The sequence below is a fragment of the Thauera carbonicopians genome, from assembly GCF_025699485.1.
Lineage (GTDB): Bacteria > Pseudomonadota > Gammaproteobacteria > Burkholderiales > Rhodocyclaceae > Thauera.
Map to the genome: position 1 here is coordinate 145,297 of NZ_JANUXN010000001.1, position 15,603 is coordinate 160,899.

The 15,603-nt window shown below is 64.7% G+C and carries 11 protein-coding genes; all 11 read right to left on the reverse strand.

Going from position 1 to position 15,603, the window contains the following annotated elements; genetic code table 11:
* Nucleotides 1–121: 121 nt before the first annotated feature.
* On the reverse strand, nucleotides 122–1,135 hold the full coding sequence (locus tag NX068_RS00710) for a FecR family protein (protein ID WP_263459369.1): 1,014 nt from the start codon (nucleotides 1,133–1,135) through the stop codon (nucleotides 122–124).
* The gene (locus NX068_RS00715; protein ID WP_263459370.1) at nucleotides 1,135–1,722 is read right to left on the reverse strand and encodes an RNA polymerase sigma factor; all 588 of its coding nucleotides are present in this window, start codon (nucleotides 1,720–1,722) and stop codon (nucleotides 1,135–1,137) included. Before NX068_RS00715 ends, NX068_RS00710 begins: the two co-directional genes overlap by 1 nt.
* 303 nt (nucleotides 1,723–2,025) lie before the next feature.
* A complete protein-coding gene (locus NX068_RS00720) occupies nucleotides 2,026–4,440 on the reverse strand; it encodes a TonB-dependent siderophore receptor (RefSeq protein ID WP_263459371.1) in 2,415 nt (804 codons plus the stop codon).
* A 111-nt stretch (nucleotides 4,441–4,551) separates the two neighbouring features.
* The gene (locus NX068_RS00725) at nucleotides 4,552–5,511 is read right to left on the reverse strand and encodes a FecR domain-containing protein (protein ID WP_263459372.1); all 960 of its coding nucleotides are present in this window, start codon (nucleotides 5,509–5,511) and stop codon (nucleotides 4,552–4,554) included.
* Entirely contained in the window at nucleotides 5,504–6,016 is a 513-nt protein-coding gene (locus tag NX068_RS00730) for a sigma-70 family RNA polymerase sigma factor (protein ID WP_263459373.1), read from the reverse strand. The genes NX068_RS00725 and NX068_RS00730 overlap by 8 nt, the downstream gene beginning before the upstream one ends.
* Nucleotides 6,017–6,153: 137 nt before the next feature.
* On the reverse strand, nucleotides 6,154–8,340 hold the full coding sequence (locus NX068_RS00735; protein WP_263459374.1) for a TonB-dependent hemoglobin/transferrin/lactoferrin family receptor: 2,187 nt from the start codon (nucleotides 8,338–8,340) through the stop codon (nucleotides 6,154–6,156).
* 252 nt (nucleotides 8,341–8,592) lie between these two features.
* On the reverse strand, nucleotides 8,593–9,975 hold the full coding sequence (gene fumC, locus NX068_RS00740; RefSeq protein ID WP_263459375.1) for a class II fumarate hydratase: 1,383 nt from the start codon (nucleotides 9,973–9,975) through the stop codon (nucleotides 8,593–8,595).
* Between the two features lie 79 nt (nucleotides 9,976–10,054).
* Nucleotides 10,055–10,435, reverse strand: coding sequence for a hypothetical protein (locus NX068_RS00745; protein ID WP_263459376.1), 381 nt, complete (start codon nucleotides 10,433–10,435; stop codon nucleotides 10,055–10,057).
* A gap of 99 nt (nucleotides 10,436–10,534) precedes the next feature.
* Nucleotides 10,535–12,073, reverse strand: coding sequence for a SpoVR family protein (locus NX068_RS00750; RefSeq protein WP_263459377.1), 1,539 nt, complete (start codon nucleotides 12,071–12,073; stop codon nucleotides 10,535–10,537).
* The gene (locus NX068_RS00755) at nucleotides 12,070–13,353 is read right to left on the reverse strand and encodes a YeaH/YhbH family protein (protein WP_263459378.1); all 1,284 of its coding nucleotides are present in this window, start codon (nucleotides 13,351–13,353) and stop codon (nucleotides 12,070–12,072) included. Before NX068_RS00755 ends, NX068_RS00750 begins: the two co-directional genes overlap by 4 nt.
* A 68-nt stretch (nucleotides 13,354–13,421) precedes the next feature.
* Nucleotides 13,422–15,344, reverse strand: coding sequence for a PrkA family serine protein kinase (locus NX068_RS00760; RefSeq protein WP_263459379.1), 1,923 nt, complete (start codon nucleotides 15,342–15,344; stop codon nucleotides 13,422–13,424).
* Nucleotides 15,345–15,603: the final 259 nt, after the last annotated feature.

The window sequence follows — 15,603 nt, forward strand, 5'->3', positions numbered from 1 at the left end:
GGCTCCTGTTCGTGGACATGCGTGCTTCGACCAAGAAGCGCGCTTCAGGGCAGGAGACGTTCGGGAGAGAAAAACGGAGACAGGGGCGGAGCGATTTTCGGTTCGCCGCTGCGTTTCGGGGTCAGCGTGCCGCCAGACGGATGCTGCCATCGTCGAGCACTTCCGCACGCAGCGGCAGGATGGCAGGCAGCGCCTGGACGAGGCTGCGCTGATCCTGGGCGCGGAAGCGGCCGGTCAGTCGTAGCGCGGCGGTACGGGCGTCGGCGAGGACGATGGGCTGCCGGCGGTAGGCGTTGATGGCGGGCAAGGCGTCGGCCAGCGGCACGTCGTCGAAAAGCAGCCAGCCGTCGCGCCAGGCAGCGACCTGCTCGGGCCGGATCGGGCGGATGGCTTCGGGGCGGCCATTGCTCACCTTCAGTGCCTCGCCGCCGCGCAAGTCGATGGCCGGCGGGCCGAACATGGGCAGACGGGCAAGGCCTTCAGCGCGCGGCGTGAAGCGGACGTGGCCGTGCTCGACGGCGATCTCCAGCACTCCACCTCGGGCAGCGACGTTGAAGGCGGTGCCGAGCACTTCGATACGGCCTGCAGAGGTGTCGATGCGGAAAGGACGGCCAGTGTCGCGGGCAACGGCGAAATACGCTTCGCCTCCGGCCAGCTCGACATGGCGCGCAGCATGGCTGAAGCTGGTGTGGAGCACGGTGCCGGGCGCAAGCTGGAGCCGGCTGCCGAGGGTGCCGTCCGGGCCATCGGGCAGTTCGGCAAGCAAGGTGTCGAAACCGTCGTTGCGGTATTGCCGGGCGAATTGCACGGTCTGCTGCCGGTACAGCCAGGCGCCGCCGCCGAGAAGGCCGGCGCCGCTTCCCGTCAGCAACAGGGCGAGCATCTGGCGCCGGCGTGGCGAGGGATTTCCCGAGGTCGCCGGGGCGAAGCGTTCCCGCAGCTCGGGCGCCAGGTCGCCGAGCATCTGCCAGCGTTGCCAGGCTTCGCTTGCCGCTGCGGCATTGGCCGGAGAGCGGACCCGCCAGCGTGCAAGCTCGGCTTCGGCGCGGGCTGCCACTTCGGGCCGCTCCACTGCGGCCTTGGCGATCAGGCGCAGCGCTTTCTCGACCAGGCGTTCGTCCGCACGGGCATGCATCAGGCGTCCCACCCCGATGGCTGCTGATCGAAGTCCACATAGCCGCCGGCCGGTTCGACGTGCTCCGGCAGTTCTGCCTGCAGTTCGGCGAAGACACGGCTGCAGTCGAGTGCGGCGCGAACCACGTGCTTGGCCACGGTGCTTTCCTGGATGCCGAGCTGGGCGGCGATTTCGGCCCGGCTCATGCCATAGGCGCGGAACAGGATGAACACCTCGCGCCGAACCCGAGGCAGGCTCATCAGTTGAGCAACGACCCGTTCGATGATCTGGCGCTGGGCGACCACGTAGTCGGATGCGGGCGCGGCTTGGCGCGCTTGCGGGGCACCATGTCGCGCAACCCAGTTGCTGGCAGTCTGCTGGCGGCGATGGTGGTCGATGCAGAGGTTGTGGGCGATGCGGAAAAGCAGGGCGCGCGGCGACTCGATGGCGACGTCGAGCTTGCGCTGCACGCTGAGCAGGAGCTGTTCGAAGCTGCTCTGGGCAATGTCGTCGGCGTCGGTGCCGTTGCCGAGCTTGCGGGTCAGGAAGCGGCGCAGTTCACGGTAGTGGGTGAGGGCTTCGGCAACGGAGGGGCTTGGGGAAGACACAGGAGTGGGCGCCAGGCCATATGTTAATGATAACTTTTATCATTATATGAGCGTTTCAGCGAACTCGCTGCTTCCATGCTGCTGGGCAGCCTCTTCCTCGATGATAATGTTCTAGCCACCGACGATTTCATGAGCGACCGTGGCAACCAGTGTCAGGCAGGGCACGGCGCTTTGTGAATTCACCTACGACGCTTGGGAAGGGTCGTGGATGGATAGCGTAGCGGAACCCATCAATCATAGTCTCCATGGGTCGAATGATGGGTTTCATCTACGGCTCTACCTATCCTGCTCCTACTGAATCGTTTAGAACTGGTACTTGGCTGTCAGGGTGAAATTACGCGGATCACCGTAGTTACCGTAGTTCAAGTAAATGCCCGTGTAATGCTTCTTGTCGAATAGATTGTTGATGTTCAGTTGCAGGCTCAAATCCTTGCCGGCTTGGTAGCTGGCAAACGCGTGAACCAGCGTATAGGCCGGCTGCTTCGCATCACCACCACCAGGACGCTGCCCTTTCTCGTAGATTTGGCTTTGCCAAGTGAGATGGCCACCAAGGAGCCATCGGTTCCACTCTCCGTAGAGACGATACGAACTGCTCAGGCGCAGCAGCTTTTGCGGCTGAATGGTCTGGATGCCATTGCCGTTTCCATCCTTGGAGATGCGTCGGGTGAAACCGCCGGCAACATTCCAGCCGAGTAGTGGCTCGCCCGAGATCTCCAGTTCATAACCGCGCGTCGTGGTGCCATCGATGGCTCTGTAGCGGTATTCGCCGTCTATGATGGTGTCGAACTCGGCCAGATTGTCCTGCTTGACCTTGAAGACCGCTGCCGAGAAATTGAGTCTACCGCCATGAAATTCTCCTTTCACTCCTCCTTCGTAGTTCGTGCCGATGATGGGGGCAAGCAGTGCACCGTTGCGGTCGCGAGCCGTTTGGGTTTTGAAGATGTCGGCGTAACTGGCGTAGGCCGAGTAGTTTTCGGAAAAGTCATAAATCACTCCGGCATAGGGCGTCACTTCGCGGTGATAGCTTGCGCTTGAGGTGACGCCCCAGTCCGTCAATGAGTAATCGACATCGGTCAGACGCGCACCGAGTATCAGTTTCAGCGGATCGGCCAGACTCAGACGGCTGGCAACGTAGGCGGCTTTTTCCCTATGGTCGATGTAGATGGGATTGTCTGTGCGGTGGACCGAGCCGAATTGCGGATAGGGGAATGAACGCTGATTGTAGTAGCTGTCTAGTGGGGGAACTGGCAAGCGCCTGTAGAAGAGCCGGCTTTCGTCGTATTGGTAGTGGGAGTAGCCCAGCATCAGTTCATGTTTCCGCCCAAGCAGGGTGAAGGGGCCGGAAGCGGAAAGATCGAAGGTATCTTCCTGCTTGTCGATGTCGTAATACGCGCCGCTCAGCCAGAAACTGCCTGCGCCGGTTTCACGATCGAAAGCCCCTTCGAGTGTACGCAGCTTGGGAGTCGTTTCGGTTTTCCGGTAGCTGTATTGCAACTTGGCGTGCCAACCGTTGGCAAACTGCTTTTCCAGGCTGGCGAAACCGGCCAGGCGCTCGGAGTCGATGTAAGTCCAGTCTGCGGCGGTCGTGGTCGAGCGCGAAAAATTCGCCTTGCTCCCGTCGATGTAGTACATCGGCACCGGCGCGCCGTAGGTGGCACCTTTAGTGAGACTATCATGGTAATCAATGCCCACGGTGAACAACATGTCGGTGGGCAAATCGGCTTCCAGGACACCGTATATCCCGGTGCTACGCTTGTCGTAATAGTCGAGGTAGGATTTCCGGTCGGCATGGGTAGCGACCAGCCGTCCGCGGATTTTTCCTTCTGCCGCCAACGGGCCCGACAGATCGATCTCGCCTCTATAGGCATCCCAGCTACCGGCACCCAGTTGCGCGTACCCCTGGAATTCCCTGGTCGGTTTTTTGCGCACCAGATTGATGGCAGCGGAAGGTTCGCCGGTGCCGCTCAATAGGCCTGCGGCTCCGCGCACGATTTCTACCCGATCATAGATGGCATTATCGGAAAACCAATCGGTGTCGAATCCGAAGCCGCTGTCGGACGAAGATACCCCGTCGTGGCGAATCTTGGTGATGTCGAAGCCGCGTGCACTGGGCAGGGTACGGTTGCTTTCGTACCGGTTCATGGTGATACCGACCGTACGTTCCAAGGCTTCGGCCAGTGTGATCAACCCTTGATCATCCATTTGCTGCCGCGTGATCACAGTGACCGATTGCGGCGTGTCGCGTAGCGTAAGGCCAAGGCCAGTGGCAGAACTCATGCTTCTGGTCGTATAGCTGCCTGTACTCTCTGTTGTAGCGTCAGATACGCTGCGCCCCGTGACAGTGACGGGCGCCAGCGTCACATCGCCTGCTGCTGGCGCCCGTTCCAGCGTAAAACCATTCCCCCTCCTCACCGCAATCAAGCCGCTGCCAGCCAGCAGGCGACTCAGTGCCTGATCCACGCCCAGTCGTCCTTGCGCTCCGGGGCTCCGCTTGCCGCCGGCAATCTCCGGGGTGAAGGACACATTGATCCGCGTCTGTGCGGAAAATGCTGCCAGTGCGCCTTGCAGCGGGCCGGCGGGGATGCTGAAGTCGAAAATGGCTTCCTGCGCCTGCGCAGTCACAGGCAGGGCCAGCGTGGCGCCCGTGGAGGCGACAAAGGCGAAGCGCAGGACGAGCGCCAACGGGCGCAGAAGTTTGGGTGGATGTTTTTTGATCATTACGTGGGTTCCTCGAAGCTTGGGTGGCATGGCGCATATCGGGCGCTCATGCCTTCAAGTCGTTCGAGAAACGCGAATCAACAACACCTGCGGAAAATTTTCTCCGTGCCTTCACGCGGCAGTGACGCGTACCCAGTAACGGGTGCGGTAGATGACCCGGATGGGCAGCGTGGCCGACAGGTTCTCGAGTACGTCGGGAATGTCGTCGAGGTGGAAGGCGCCCGACAGGGTGAGATGGGCGACGGCCGGATCGCAGCCGAGATGGCCCTTGTGGTGGCGTGCCAGTTCGTCGATGACGCGGCCGAGCGGCCAGCCGTCGACGACCAGCAGGCCCTTGCCCCAGGCGTCTGCATTGGCTTCGAGCGGCGCCGGGATATGGGCTGCCGCGGCGGTGAAACGGGCTTGCTGGCCGGCTTGCAGCAGCAGCGGGGCGGTGCCGCCGGCCGGGCGGATTTCCACGGCGTGCTCCAGGACCTGGACGAGGCTGTCCGTAACAGCGTCGCGCACTGTGAAGCGGGTGCCGAGCGCGCGGATGCTGCCGTGCCGGGTGCGGACGATGAAGGGGCGCTGCTGTGGATCGGGTGCGGTGGTGACGAGGATTTGGCCTTCATACAGACGGATTTCACGCTGGCTGGCATCGTAGCGCACGTCCAGTGCGGTCGCGGTGTTGAGTTGCAGCTGCGCGCCGTCGGCCAGGATGATTTCGCCGCGTTCGCCGGTGCCGGTGCGGTGTGTCGCCGCTAGCGCCCGGACCGTTTCCCGCTCTCGCCAGGCCAGCGTGCCGGCGCCGCCGGTCGTCAGCAGCACGATGAGGGTCTTCAGCATCTGCCGGCGCGCGCCGTGCGCGGCGCGGAAGGTGTCGTGGCCGATCGGTTCGGGTAGTTGCTCGAAGACCTGCCGCAGACGCTGGACACGTTCCCAGGCCTGCCGGTGCGTGGGATCGAGCGCCAGCCAGCGGGCGTGCTCCTGGTGTTGCGGCGCATCCGGCGCGGCATCGCGCAGGTCGAGGTACCAGGCGGCGGCGCGTTCCAGCGTCGCCGCGTCGGGCCGCCGCTTGAGCGCCTCAGTCATCCATCAGGGCCAGGCACTGGGCCATGGCACGGATGAAGTGCTTGCGCACGGTATTGGCCGAGAGGCCCATCTGCCGGCCGACTTCGGCCATGCTGAGGCCGTCGAGCTGCACGCGCAGGAATATCTCGCGCGAGCGCTCGCCGAGCTGGTCGAGCAGGCGGTCGATTTCGAGCAAGGCTTCGACGATCTGCTGCCTTTCCTCGGGAGAGGGTTCGAACGCGGCCGCTGCGCTCGGTGCCAGGGCATCGAGGCAGGCCTGCTCGATGCTGCGGCGGCGAAAGAGGTCGACCAGCAGGCTGCGTGCGATGCTGCTCAGGTAGGCCCGCGGTTGACGCAGTTCCTCGGCCCTGCGCTGGGCGAGAACACGGATGAAAACGTCCTGCGCCAGATCGCAGGCCTGATCCCTGCACGACAGCCGCCGCTTCAGCCAGGCTTTGAGCCAGCCATTGTGTTCGGCATAGAGCTGCTCGAACGGCAGGTCGAACTCGGCAGCGGTGGGTTTCATCGGTTGGGCTGAAGGAGGGGCGATGCCTAGAATTATAAACAAGAATCATTATTGAAACGAATTCATACCAGGGACGCACATCGTCCGCGTGCCGCAGAGCGGCTACGCTTTACCCCCGCCGAAGCAGGGGCCGTGGGTCAGAAGCGATAGCTGAAGCTGGCGGCGAAGTTGCGTCCGGGCTGGCTGTAGGCGTCGATGACGCTGCTCGTCGAGCTCAGCGAGCGGGTGTCGGCCCAGTGGAAATACTTGCGATCGAAGACGTTGAACAGGCCGACGTCGATGCGTGCATGGCGGTTCAACTGGTAGTGGCCGGTGAGATCGAGCACGGCGAAGCCCGAGGGGCGGTAGGCGGTGTCGTCGTGCGCGCGCTTCTTGCGTTCGACGGCGGTCAGCACGGCTTCGAGGGCGTAGCGGCCGGGTTCGGCGTATTGCAGGCCGATCACCGCCCTGGCCGGGTCGATGGTTTCGAGCGCCACCCAGTCGTCGTCCTGCCGGCTCTTGCCCTGGCTGCGGGCATAGCTCGCAGCGAGCGTCCAGTGCCTGTCGATCACCCACTCGGTGCTCAGTTCGAAGCCGTGGATGCGGGCCCGCGAACGGTTGACGTACTGGTAGATGAGCGGGTCCGAGGGTATGCCCGTGCCGCCGACGGTGGCGTTCTCGATGAAGTCGCGGTAGGTGTTGCGGTACAGGCTGAGGGCGTAGGCCAGGCCCTGGACGCGGCCGCGCAGGCCGATTTCCACCGAGCGGCTGGTTTCCGGCTTCAGGTCGGGATTGCTGATGGTCTGATAGGCGAAGAAGGGGCTGCTGAGATTGACGAAGCCGTTGTTCACGTCGTACGGCGTGGGCGCGCGGAAGCCGTGCGCATACTGCGCATAGGGCATCAGCGCCGGATGGGCCTGCCAGATCAGCCCGAGCTTGGGCGACAGCTCGGTGTCAGACAGCTTCTCCGGGCTGAGGCCCTTGTACAGCGGATCGTTGCGCTTCGGGTCGAGCACGAAGTGGTCCACGCGCAGGCCGGGAATGATCAGCAGGCTGCCGGCAGTGATCTCGTCCTGGACGAAGGCGCCGATGATGCGGTAGTCGGTGTCCGGAAAGGCTTTCTCGGGGAAGGTGCCGGCGGCCGGTGTGCCGTTGCGCAGGTTGGTGATCTCCATCTGGTCGATGTCGATGCCGTAGCTCAGCCGGTGGCGGTCGCCGATCCGGCTTTCGAACTGGGCGCTGAGGCCGAGCAGGCGCTCTTCGTACCAGGCGTCGCGCGTGCGGTCGCCCAGTGTGGGGCGGCGCTCGTCGGAGAACTGGCGGTTGCTGCTGTCCTGGTAGTGCACGCTGACGCGCGCGTTCTGCACCCAGTGGTGGCTGGCGTCGTCGAAGCGCCAGTTCAGGCGCAGCAGATCCCGTTCGACACGGTCGCGGGTGCCGAGATCCGATACCGTGGCGGTGCGCCCGCTATACACGTCGCCGTCGATGTCGCGGCGCAGGCGTTCGTAAGTGAGGCCGAAACGGTGGTGGGCGTCGGCCTGCCAGCCCAGCTTGGCGAGCAGATAGGACGAATCGTTGTCCTGCGGGTTGGGTTTGTCGCGGCTGGCGTCCCGGGCGGAATTGCCGCCCATGTTCTCGGGTTCGCCGTAGCTGCGGAAAGCGCCCAGCACCATGCCTTCGAATCGTTCGCCGCGCGCGGCGAACGAGGGCGACAGCAGCCAGCCGTCGTTGACCGAGGCATAGCCGGCCTTCAGGCCGAACTCCTGCGAGTTGCCCAGCGTGAGCAGGTCGTCCACGTCCTTGGTGCGGAAGGACACCGCGCCGCCCAGCCCGTCGCTGCCGTACAGCGTGGAGGCGGGGCCGCGCATCACGTCCACCGTCCTGTAGCCTTCCACGTCCAGGTAGTCGCCGCGCCCGGAGAACTGGGCGCCGTGGGTGAAGCTGGCCGGCAGGCGCACGCCGTCGGTCTGCAGCAGCACACGGTTGCCTTCCATGCCGCGGATGTTGATGCCTTCGTTGCCGGCGCGGCCGGTGGTGCCGAGGGCGGCGCCGGGGCGATAGGGCGCCACGCGCACCGACACGCCGGGTTCGTAGCGGAACAGGCTTTCGAGATCGTGGGCCTGGTTGCGCTGGATGCGTTCGCTGTCGATCACCGTCACGGTACCGGCGATGCTGTCGATGTCCGAGTCGATGCGGGTCGCCGTCACCCGTACTTCCGGCAGCTCGGCCGCCGTCGTGGGGGTGCTCTCGTCTTGCGCCAGGGCGTGGGGAACGAATGCCGCGGCCAGCAGGCCGAGGGTGCAGGCCTGCTGCCGGGTACGCGGAAAACCGTGCTTTGCCTTCATCTGCGTCTCCATGAATGCGTCCATCGAGGCCGGTCGATACATCGACCGGCCTGCCACTGCCGCACGGCGCTGGCTCAGGCCGGGCGGAAACAGGCGTGAAACGCGATCCAGGGATGGTCGTGACGTGGATGAGGCATGGTGGTAGCGATTACATCGGATCCTTCGGGTGGATGGACGGCGCTCGGCACGCCTTGTGTTGTATTGTCGTGGCGGCCGGCGCGCATTTGCGGCCGGCCGTGCGGGTGTCCGCGCTCAGCCGACCATCTTCGCCGGGTCGATCCAGCGGTCGAAGTCTTCCGCCGAGACATGGCCCAGGGCCAGTGCGGCCTCGCGCAGGCTGCTGCCTTCCTTGTGCGCCTTCTTGGCGATCTGCGCAGCCTTGTCGTAGCCGATGTGCGGATTCAGCGCGGTGACCAGCATCAGCGAGCGCTCGACCAGTTCGGTGATGCGGGCGCGGTTCGGCTCGATGCCGGCGGCGCAGTGGTCGTTGAAGCTGTTCATGCCGTCGGCGAGCAGGCGCACGCTCTGCAGGAAGTTGTGGATGACCATCGGGCGGAAGACGTTGAGCTCGAAGTTGCCCGAGGCACCGCCGATGTTGATGGCGACGTCGTTGCCCATGACCTGGGCGGCGAGCATGGTCATCGCTTCGCTCTGGGTCGGATTGACTTTGCCCGGCATGATCGAGGAGCCGGGTTCGTTCTCCGGGATCGAGATTTCGCCCAGGCCGCTGCGCGGGCCGCTGGCGAGCCAGCGTACGTCGTTGGCGATCTTCATCAGGCTGGCGGCCAGGGTCTTCAGCGCGCCATGGGCGTGCACCAGCGCGTCGCAACTGGCCAGCGCCTCGAACTTGCTGGGCGCGGTGACGAATTCCTGGCCGCCGAGGCGGGCGATCTCGGCGGCGACGGCTTCGGCGTAGCCCTTGGGCGCGTTCAGCCCGGTGCCGACCGCGGTGCCGCCCAGCGCCAGTTCGCTCAGGTGAGGCAAGGCGGCACGCAGGTGTCGCTCGCCGTGGGCGAGTTGCGCGGCCCAGCCGGAGATTTCCTGCCCCAAGGTGAGCGGCGTGGCGTCCTGCAAGTGGGTACGGCCGATCTTGACGATGTCGGCGAAGGCGCGGGACTTGTCTTCCAGCGTGGCGCGCAGCCGGGCCAGCGCCGGCAGCAGTTTCTGGACGATCGCCAGCGTGGCGGCGACGTGCATCGCGGTGGGGAAGACGTCGTTGCTCGACTGGCTGCGGTTGACGTCGTCGTTGGGGTGGACGAGACGCGCTTCGCCGCGTTCGCCGCCCATCAGTTCGCTGGCGCGGTTGGCGAGCACTTCGTTGACGTTCATGTTGGTCTGCGTGCCCGAGCCGGTCTGCCAGACGGCGAGCGGGAATTCGTCCGGGTGCATGCCGGCGAGCACTTCGTCGGCGGCGGCGATGATGGCGTCGGCCTTTTCCGCGGGCAGCAGGCCCAGGCCGTGGTTGACCCGCGCGGCGGCGCGCTTGACCAGGGCGAGGGCGTGGATGAGTTCGGTGGGCTGGCGCTCGGTGGAGATGGCGAAGTTGATCAGCGAGCGCTGGGTCTGTGCGCCCCACAGGTGGTCGGCGGGGACGTCGATCGGGCCGAAAGTGTCGTATTCCTGGCGTGTGCTCATGGAGGAGGCTCCTGTTGGTGAGGTGGAAGGCGGGCGCGCGCCGGCGCCGCCTCGAGCGGATGAGCTGGAGAAAGGCTTTTCAGGCAAAAGGCGAGTCCGGGCCGTCGAGCTGCATGGATGAGGACAGGTCCAGGTTGGCGACGCGCCAGCGCAGCGCGGCCAGCCGCGCCTGCCGCTGAGGAGTGAAGGCGCAGCAGGCCAGTCGAGCCAGCGGCTGATGCAGATGATCCAGGCACAGGTGGCGCCAGTGGCCGGGCAGGGCGCGGTCCGCGGCGGTACCGGCCAGCAGCTCGGCTGCGCGCCATGCGGCTTCCCAGGGCGACAGCCGCATGCGGCGTACCAGGGCGTCGGCTTCGGCGAGGTAGTGCGGGATCAGGCGCGGCTCGTCCGGCTGCAGGGCGCAGCGGATACGGATCGCAGCCCAGAGCCAGCGCTGTTTGCGGTCGAGGTAAGGTGGCATGTGGCCGTTGCGCGGTCATTTTCAAGTAATGAGAATCATTATTGTCAATGAGGCCGAGATAAACAAGCCCGACGGCGAAAAGTCGCAAGCGGGCGAGTTTCAGCCGGCGTCGCCGATGCGGCGCTTGTCGCTGCGTATCTCGGTGTGCAGTTCGATCTGGCCCTCTGCCCCGACCGTCTCCAGGCGCACGGTGAAACCCCACAGGCGGGCCAGGTGCTTCATGACTTCGCTGGTGGAATCGCCCAGCGGGCGGCGGCTGTGTTGCTGGTGGCGCAGCGTCAGCGAGCGGTCGCCGCGCAGATCGACGTTCCAGACCTGGACGTTGGGTTCCCGTGCGCCGAGGTTGTAGTGGTCGGAGAGGACGTCGCGCACGTGGCGGAAGCCTTCGTCGTCATGGATGGCCGAGACCTTCAGCTTGTTCTGGCGGTCGTCGTCGAGTACCGCGAACATGCGGAAGTTGCGCATGACCTTGGGCGATAGGTATTGGGCGATGAAGCTCTCGTCCTTGAAGTTGCGCATCGCGAAGTCGAAGGTCTCGAGCCAGTCGCTGCCGGCGATCTCCGGGAACCAGCGGCGGTCCTCGTCGTCCGGGTGCTCGCAGATGCGGCGGATGTCCTGCCACATCGCGAAACCGAGCGCGTAGGGGTTGATGCCGTTGTACCAGGTGGCGTTGTAGGGCGGCTGGTACACCACGTTGGTGTGCGACTGCAGGAACTCGAGCATGAAGCTGTCGGCGAGCAGGCCTTCGTCGTACAGGTGGTTGAGCAGGGTGTAGTGCCAGAAGGTGGCCCAGCCTTCGTTCATGACCTGGGTCTGGCGCTGGGGGAAGAAGTACTGCGCGATCTTGCGCACGATGCGCACGATCTCGCGCTGCCAGGGTTCGAGCAGCGGGGCGTTTTTCTCGACGAAGTAGAGCAGGTTCTCCTCGGGCTCGGGCGGGAAGCGGCCCGGCGATTCGGCGCGGGCATGGATGTCGTGCGCCGGCAGCGTGCGCCAGAGTTCATTGACCTGGCTCTGCAGGTAGTTCTCGCGGTCCTGCTGGCGAAGCTTTTCCTTGGCGAGCGAGAGCTTGGGCGGGCGCTTGTAGCGGTCCACGCCGAGGTTCATCAGCGCGTGGCAGGCGTCGAGCAGGGTTTCGACCTCCTCCTCGCCGTGGCGCTCCTCGCACTCGCCGATGTAGTTCCGCGCGAAGATCAGGTAGTCGATGATGGCGTCGGCGTTGGTCCAGGTGCGGAACAGGTAGTTGCCCTTGAAGAAGCTGTTGTGGCCGTAGGCGGCATGGGCGATCACCAGGCCCTGCATCGTCAGGGTGTTTTCCTCCATCAGGTAGGCGATGCAGGGGTTGGAGTTGATGACGATTTCGTAGGCCAGCCCCATCTGGCCGCGGCGGTAGCCCTTCTCGGTGGCGAGGAAGTGCTTGCCGAAGGACCAGTGGTGGTAGTTCACCGGCATGCCGACCGAGGCGTAGGCGTCCATCATCTGCTCGGCGGTGATGATCTCGATCTGCACCGGATAGGTGTCGAGCCGGTAGTGGCCGGCGACGCGGGCGATTTCGGTGTGGTAGCGGTCGATGCTTTCGATCGACCATTCCGAGCCGCGCGGCAGGGGGTCGAGCTTGCGGGTGGTCGTGGCCGTCATAGGATCGTCTTCTTGAACAGTTCGCGGAACACCGGGTAGATGTCGGCCGGAGACTCGATGCGCTGCATCGCGAAGTGGGGCTGTTCGTCGGCGATGCGGGCGTATTCGCGCCACAGGTTCTGCGGCTCGCCGGCGGTGATCTCGATGTAGGCGAAGTACTGGCAGCTGGGCAGGATGTCGCGGGTGAGCAGTTGACTGCACAGCGGCGAGTCGTTGTCCCAGTTGTCGCCGTCCGAGGCCTGCGCGCCGTAGATGTTCCACTGGCCGTTGGCGTAGCGCTGGCGCAGGATGTCGCGCATCAGCAGCAGTGCGCTGGATACCACGGTGCCGCCGGATTCGCGCGAGTGGAAGAATTCGTCCTCGTCGACTTCCTTGGCCACGGTGTGATGGCGGATGAAGACGACTTCGATGTGTTCGTAGCTGCGCGTCAGGAACAGGTAGAGCAGCATGAAGAAGCGCTTGGCGGTGGACTTGCGCTCCTCGCTCATCGAGCCGGAGACGTCCATCAGGCAGAACATCACCGCTCGCGTGGTGGGGCAGGGCACGCGGATGCGGTTGTTGTAGCGCAGGTCGAAGCGCTCGATGAAGGGGATCTGCTCGATCTTCTCGCGCAGCCTGGCGATTTCCTCGCGCAGCGCGCGGGCTTCCTCGCTGTCCCCGCAGGCTTCTTCGCCGCTGCAGCGGGCCAGGAGTTCGTCGAGCTGCTGCTGGAGTTCACGCAGCTTGCCGGCGTAGGGCGAGCCGAGCGCGAGCCGGCGGCCGAGCGCGCTGCGCATCGAGCGGATGATGTTGATGTTCGCCGGCACGCCGTCGGCGGTGAAGCCGGCGCGCTGGGTCTTGTATTCGGTGACCTTGGCCAGTTGGGTGCGGACCAGGCGCGGCAGTTCGAGATCCTCGAAGAACAGGTCGAGGAATTCCTCGCGCGAGAGCTGGAAGACGAAATCGTCCTCGTGCTCGCCTTCGTTGCTCGCCTTGCCCTGGCCGGAGCCGCCCGCGCCGCCGCCGAGCGGGCGGTTGATGAGATCGCCGGCGCTGAACTGGTCGTTGCCGGAGAAGACCTGTTCCCAGATGCCGCCCCGGCCGTGATGCAGCGAAGGCTCGGACAGGTCGCGCGCGGGGATGGCGACTTCCTCGCCGTTCTCCAGGTCGCGGATCGAACGGCCCTCGATTGCGCCGGACACCGCCTTGCGGATCTGCTGCTTGAAGCGACGCATGAAGCGCTGGCGGTTAACCGTGCTCTTGTTCTTGCTGTCGAAGCGTCGATCGATGATGCGGACCATGCCTCCTCCTCGGGCCGAAGCCGGCAAGGGTGCGCGCCATGACGGGCGCGCACCTCATCCGCACGGATTCACGAAGACTTGCGTACGCGCAGATACCATTCGCACAGCAGGCGCACCTGCTTCTCGGTGTAGCCCTTCTCGATCATGCGGTCGACGAAGTCCTGGTGCTTCTTCTGCTCGTCGGCACTGGCCTTGGTGTTGAAGCTGATCACCGGCAGCAGGTCCTCGGTGTTGGAGAACATCTTCTTCTCGATCACCGCGCGCAGCTTCTCGTAGGAGGTCCAGCTCGGGTTGCGGCCGTCGTTCTTGGCGCGGGCGCGCAGCACGAAGTTCACCACTTCGTTGCGGAAGTCCTTCGGGTTGCTGATGCCGGCCGGCTTCTCGATCTTCTCCAGTTCGTCGTTGAGCGCGCCACGGTCGAGGATCTCGCCGGTGTTCGGGTCGCGGAACTCCTGGTCCTGGATCCAGAAGTCGGCATAGGTCACGTAGCGGTCGAAGATGTTCTGGCCGTACTCGGAATAGCTTTCGAGATACGCGGTCTGGATTTCCTTGCCGATGAACTCGGCGTAGCGCGGCGCCAGGTACTCCTTGATGTAGCCCATGTAGCGCGCCTCGGTCTCGGGCGGGAACTGCTCGGCCTCGATCTGCTGTTCGAGCACGTACATCAGGTGCACCGGGTTGGCGGCGACTTCGCGGTGGTCGAAGTTGAACACCTTGGACAGGGCCTTGAAGGCGAAGCGGGTGGATAGCCCGGTCATGCCTTCGTCGACGCCGGCATAGTCGCGGTATTCCGGGTAGCTCTTGGCCTTGGGGTCGGTGTCCTTGAGGTTCTCGCCGTCGTAGACGCGCATCTTGGAAAAGATGCTGGAGTTTTCCGGTTCCTTCAGCCGCGACAGTACCGAGAACTGGGCCATCATCTTCAGCGTGTCGGGGGCGCAGGGCGCTTCGGACAGCGAGCTGTGGGCCAGCAGCTTCTCGTAGATGCGGATTTCGTCCGACACCCGCAGGCAGTAGGGCACCTTGACCGTGTAGATGCGGTCGAGGAAGGCCTCGTTGTTGCGGTTGTTCTTGAACGCGACCCATTCGGACTCGTTCGAGTGCGCCATCACGATGCCGTCGAACGGGATCGCGCCGAAACCTTCCGTGCCCTTGTAGTTGCTTTCCTGGGTCGCGGTGAGCAGCGGGTGCAGGACCTTGATCGGCGCCTTGAACATCTCGACGAATTCGAGCAGGCCGCGGTTGGCCAGGCACAGGCCGCCGGAGTAGCTGTAGGCGTCGGGGTCGTCCTGCGAGTATTGCTCGAGCTTGCGGATATCGACCTTGCCGACCAGCGAGGAGATGTCCTGGTTGTTCTCGTCGCCCGGCTCGGTCTTGGCGACCGCGGTCTGGCGCAGCACCGACGGCATCAGCTTGACGACGCGGAACCGGGTGATGTCGCCGCCGAACTCGTGCAGGCGCTTGACCGCCCACGGGCTCATGATGGTGTCGAGGTAGCGGCGCGGAATGTGGAAGTCGTCCTCGAGGATGCGGCCGTCTTCCTGGGCATCGAACAGGCCGAGCGGCGACTCGTGCACCGGCGAGCCCTTGACCGCGTAGAAGGGGATCCTCTCGATCAGCGACTTCAGCTTTTCCGCCAGCGAGGATTTGCCGCCGCCGACCGGGCCGAGCAGGTAGAGGATCTGCTTCTTCTCCTCCAGCCCCTGCGCGGCGTGGCGGAAGTAGGACACGATCTGCTCGATCGCCTCTTCCATGCCGTAGAAGTCGCGGAAGGCCGGATAGAGGCGGATGAGCTTGTTGGAGAAGATGCGCGAGCGGCGCGGGTCGAGGCGGGTGTCGACCAGTTCGGGCTCGCCGATCGCGGCCAGCATGCGTTCCGCGGCCGAGGCATAGGCCATGCGGTCGCTGCGGCAGAGTTCGAGGTACTCCTGCAGCGACATTTCCTCTTCGCGCGATGCCTCGAAGCGGGCCTGGTAAGCATTGAAGATGGACATGGCAATCTCCCTGACGATCGATGCGAGGGGTGCGTGCCTGATGATGATACGCGACCTGTGTCCTGCCACCTGCATCCAGTCGTATGACGGTGAGCGCGGACGCGCGCCTGCGCGGATGCCGGCTCTGTAGCATCAGAGGCTCCGCGCGGGTGCGAGTTCCGCGCCCGGGCACCTGCCAGCGGCGTTTTCGTGCATGGCATCACGGTCTCATCCAGTCCCCAAGCGTGACGCGGGCGCTGTGCTAGAATCCCGCTCTTCG

What these genes read in the sequence shown, in the direction of transcription:
- NX068_RS00735 (WP_263459374.1), bottom strand. Translation starts at nt 8,340, where the DNA reads ATGAAGGCAAAGCACGGTTTTCCGCGTACCCGGCAGCAGGCCTGCACC.
- NX068_RS00720 (WP_263459371.1), bottom strand. Translation starts at nt 4,440, where the DNA reads ATGATCAAAAAACATCCACCCAAACTTCTGCGCCCGTTGGCGCTCGTC.
- NX068_RS00760 (WP_263459379.1), bottom strand. Translation starts at nt 15,344, where the DNA reads ATGTCCATCTTCAATGCTTACCAGGCCCGCTTCGAGGCATCGCGCGAA.
- NX068_RS00730 (WP_263459373.1), bottom strand. Translation starts at nt 6,016, where the DNA reads ATGAAACCCACCGCTGCCGAGTTCGACCTGCCGTTCGAGCAGCTCTAT.
- NX068_RS00755 (WP_263459378.1), bottom strand. Translation starts at nt 13,353, where the DNA reads ATGGTCCGCATCATCGATCGACGCTTCGACAGCAAGAACAAGAGCACG.
- fumC (WP_263459375.1), bottom strand. Translation starts at nt 9,975, where the DNA reads ATGAGCACACGCCAGGAATACGACACTTTCGGCCCGATCGACGTCCCC.
- NX068_RS00725 (WP_263459372.1), bottom strand. Translation starts at nt 5,511, where the DNA reads ATGACTGAGGCGCTCAAGCGGCGGCCCGACGCGGCGACGCTGGAACGC.
- NX068_RS00750 (WP_263459377.1), bottom strand. Translation starts at nt 12,073, where the DNA reads ATGACGGCCACGACCACCCGCAAGCTCGACCCCCTGCCGCGCGGCTCG.
- NX068_RS00745 (WP_263459376.1), bottom strand. Translation starts at nt 10,435, where the DNA reads ATGCCACCTTACCTCGACCGCAAACAGCGCTGGCTCTGGGCTGCGATC.
- NX068_RS00710 (WP_263459369.1), bottom strand. Translation starts at nt 1,135, where the DNA reads ATGCATGCCCGTGCGGACGAACGCCTGGTCGAGAAAGCGCTGCGCCTG.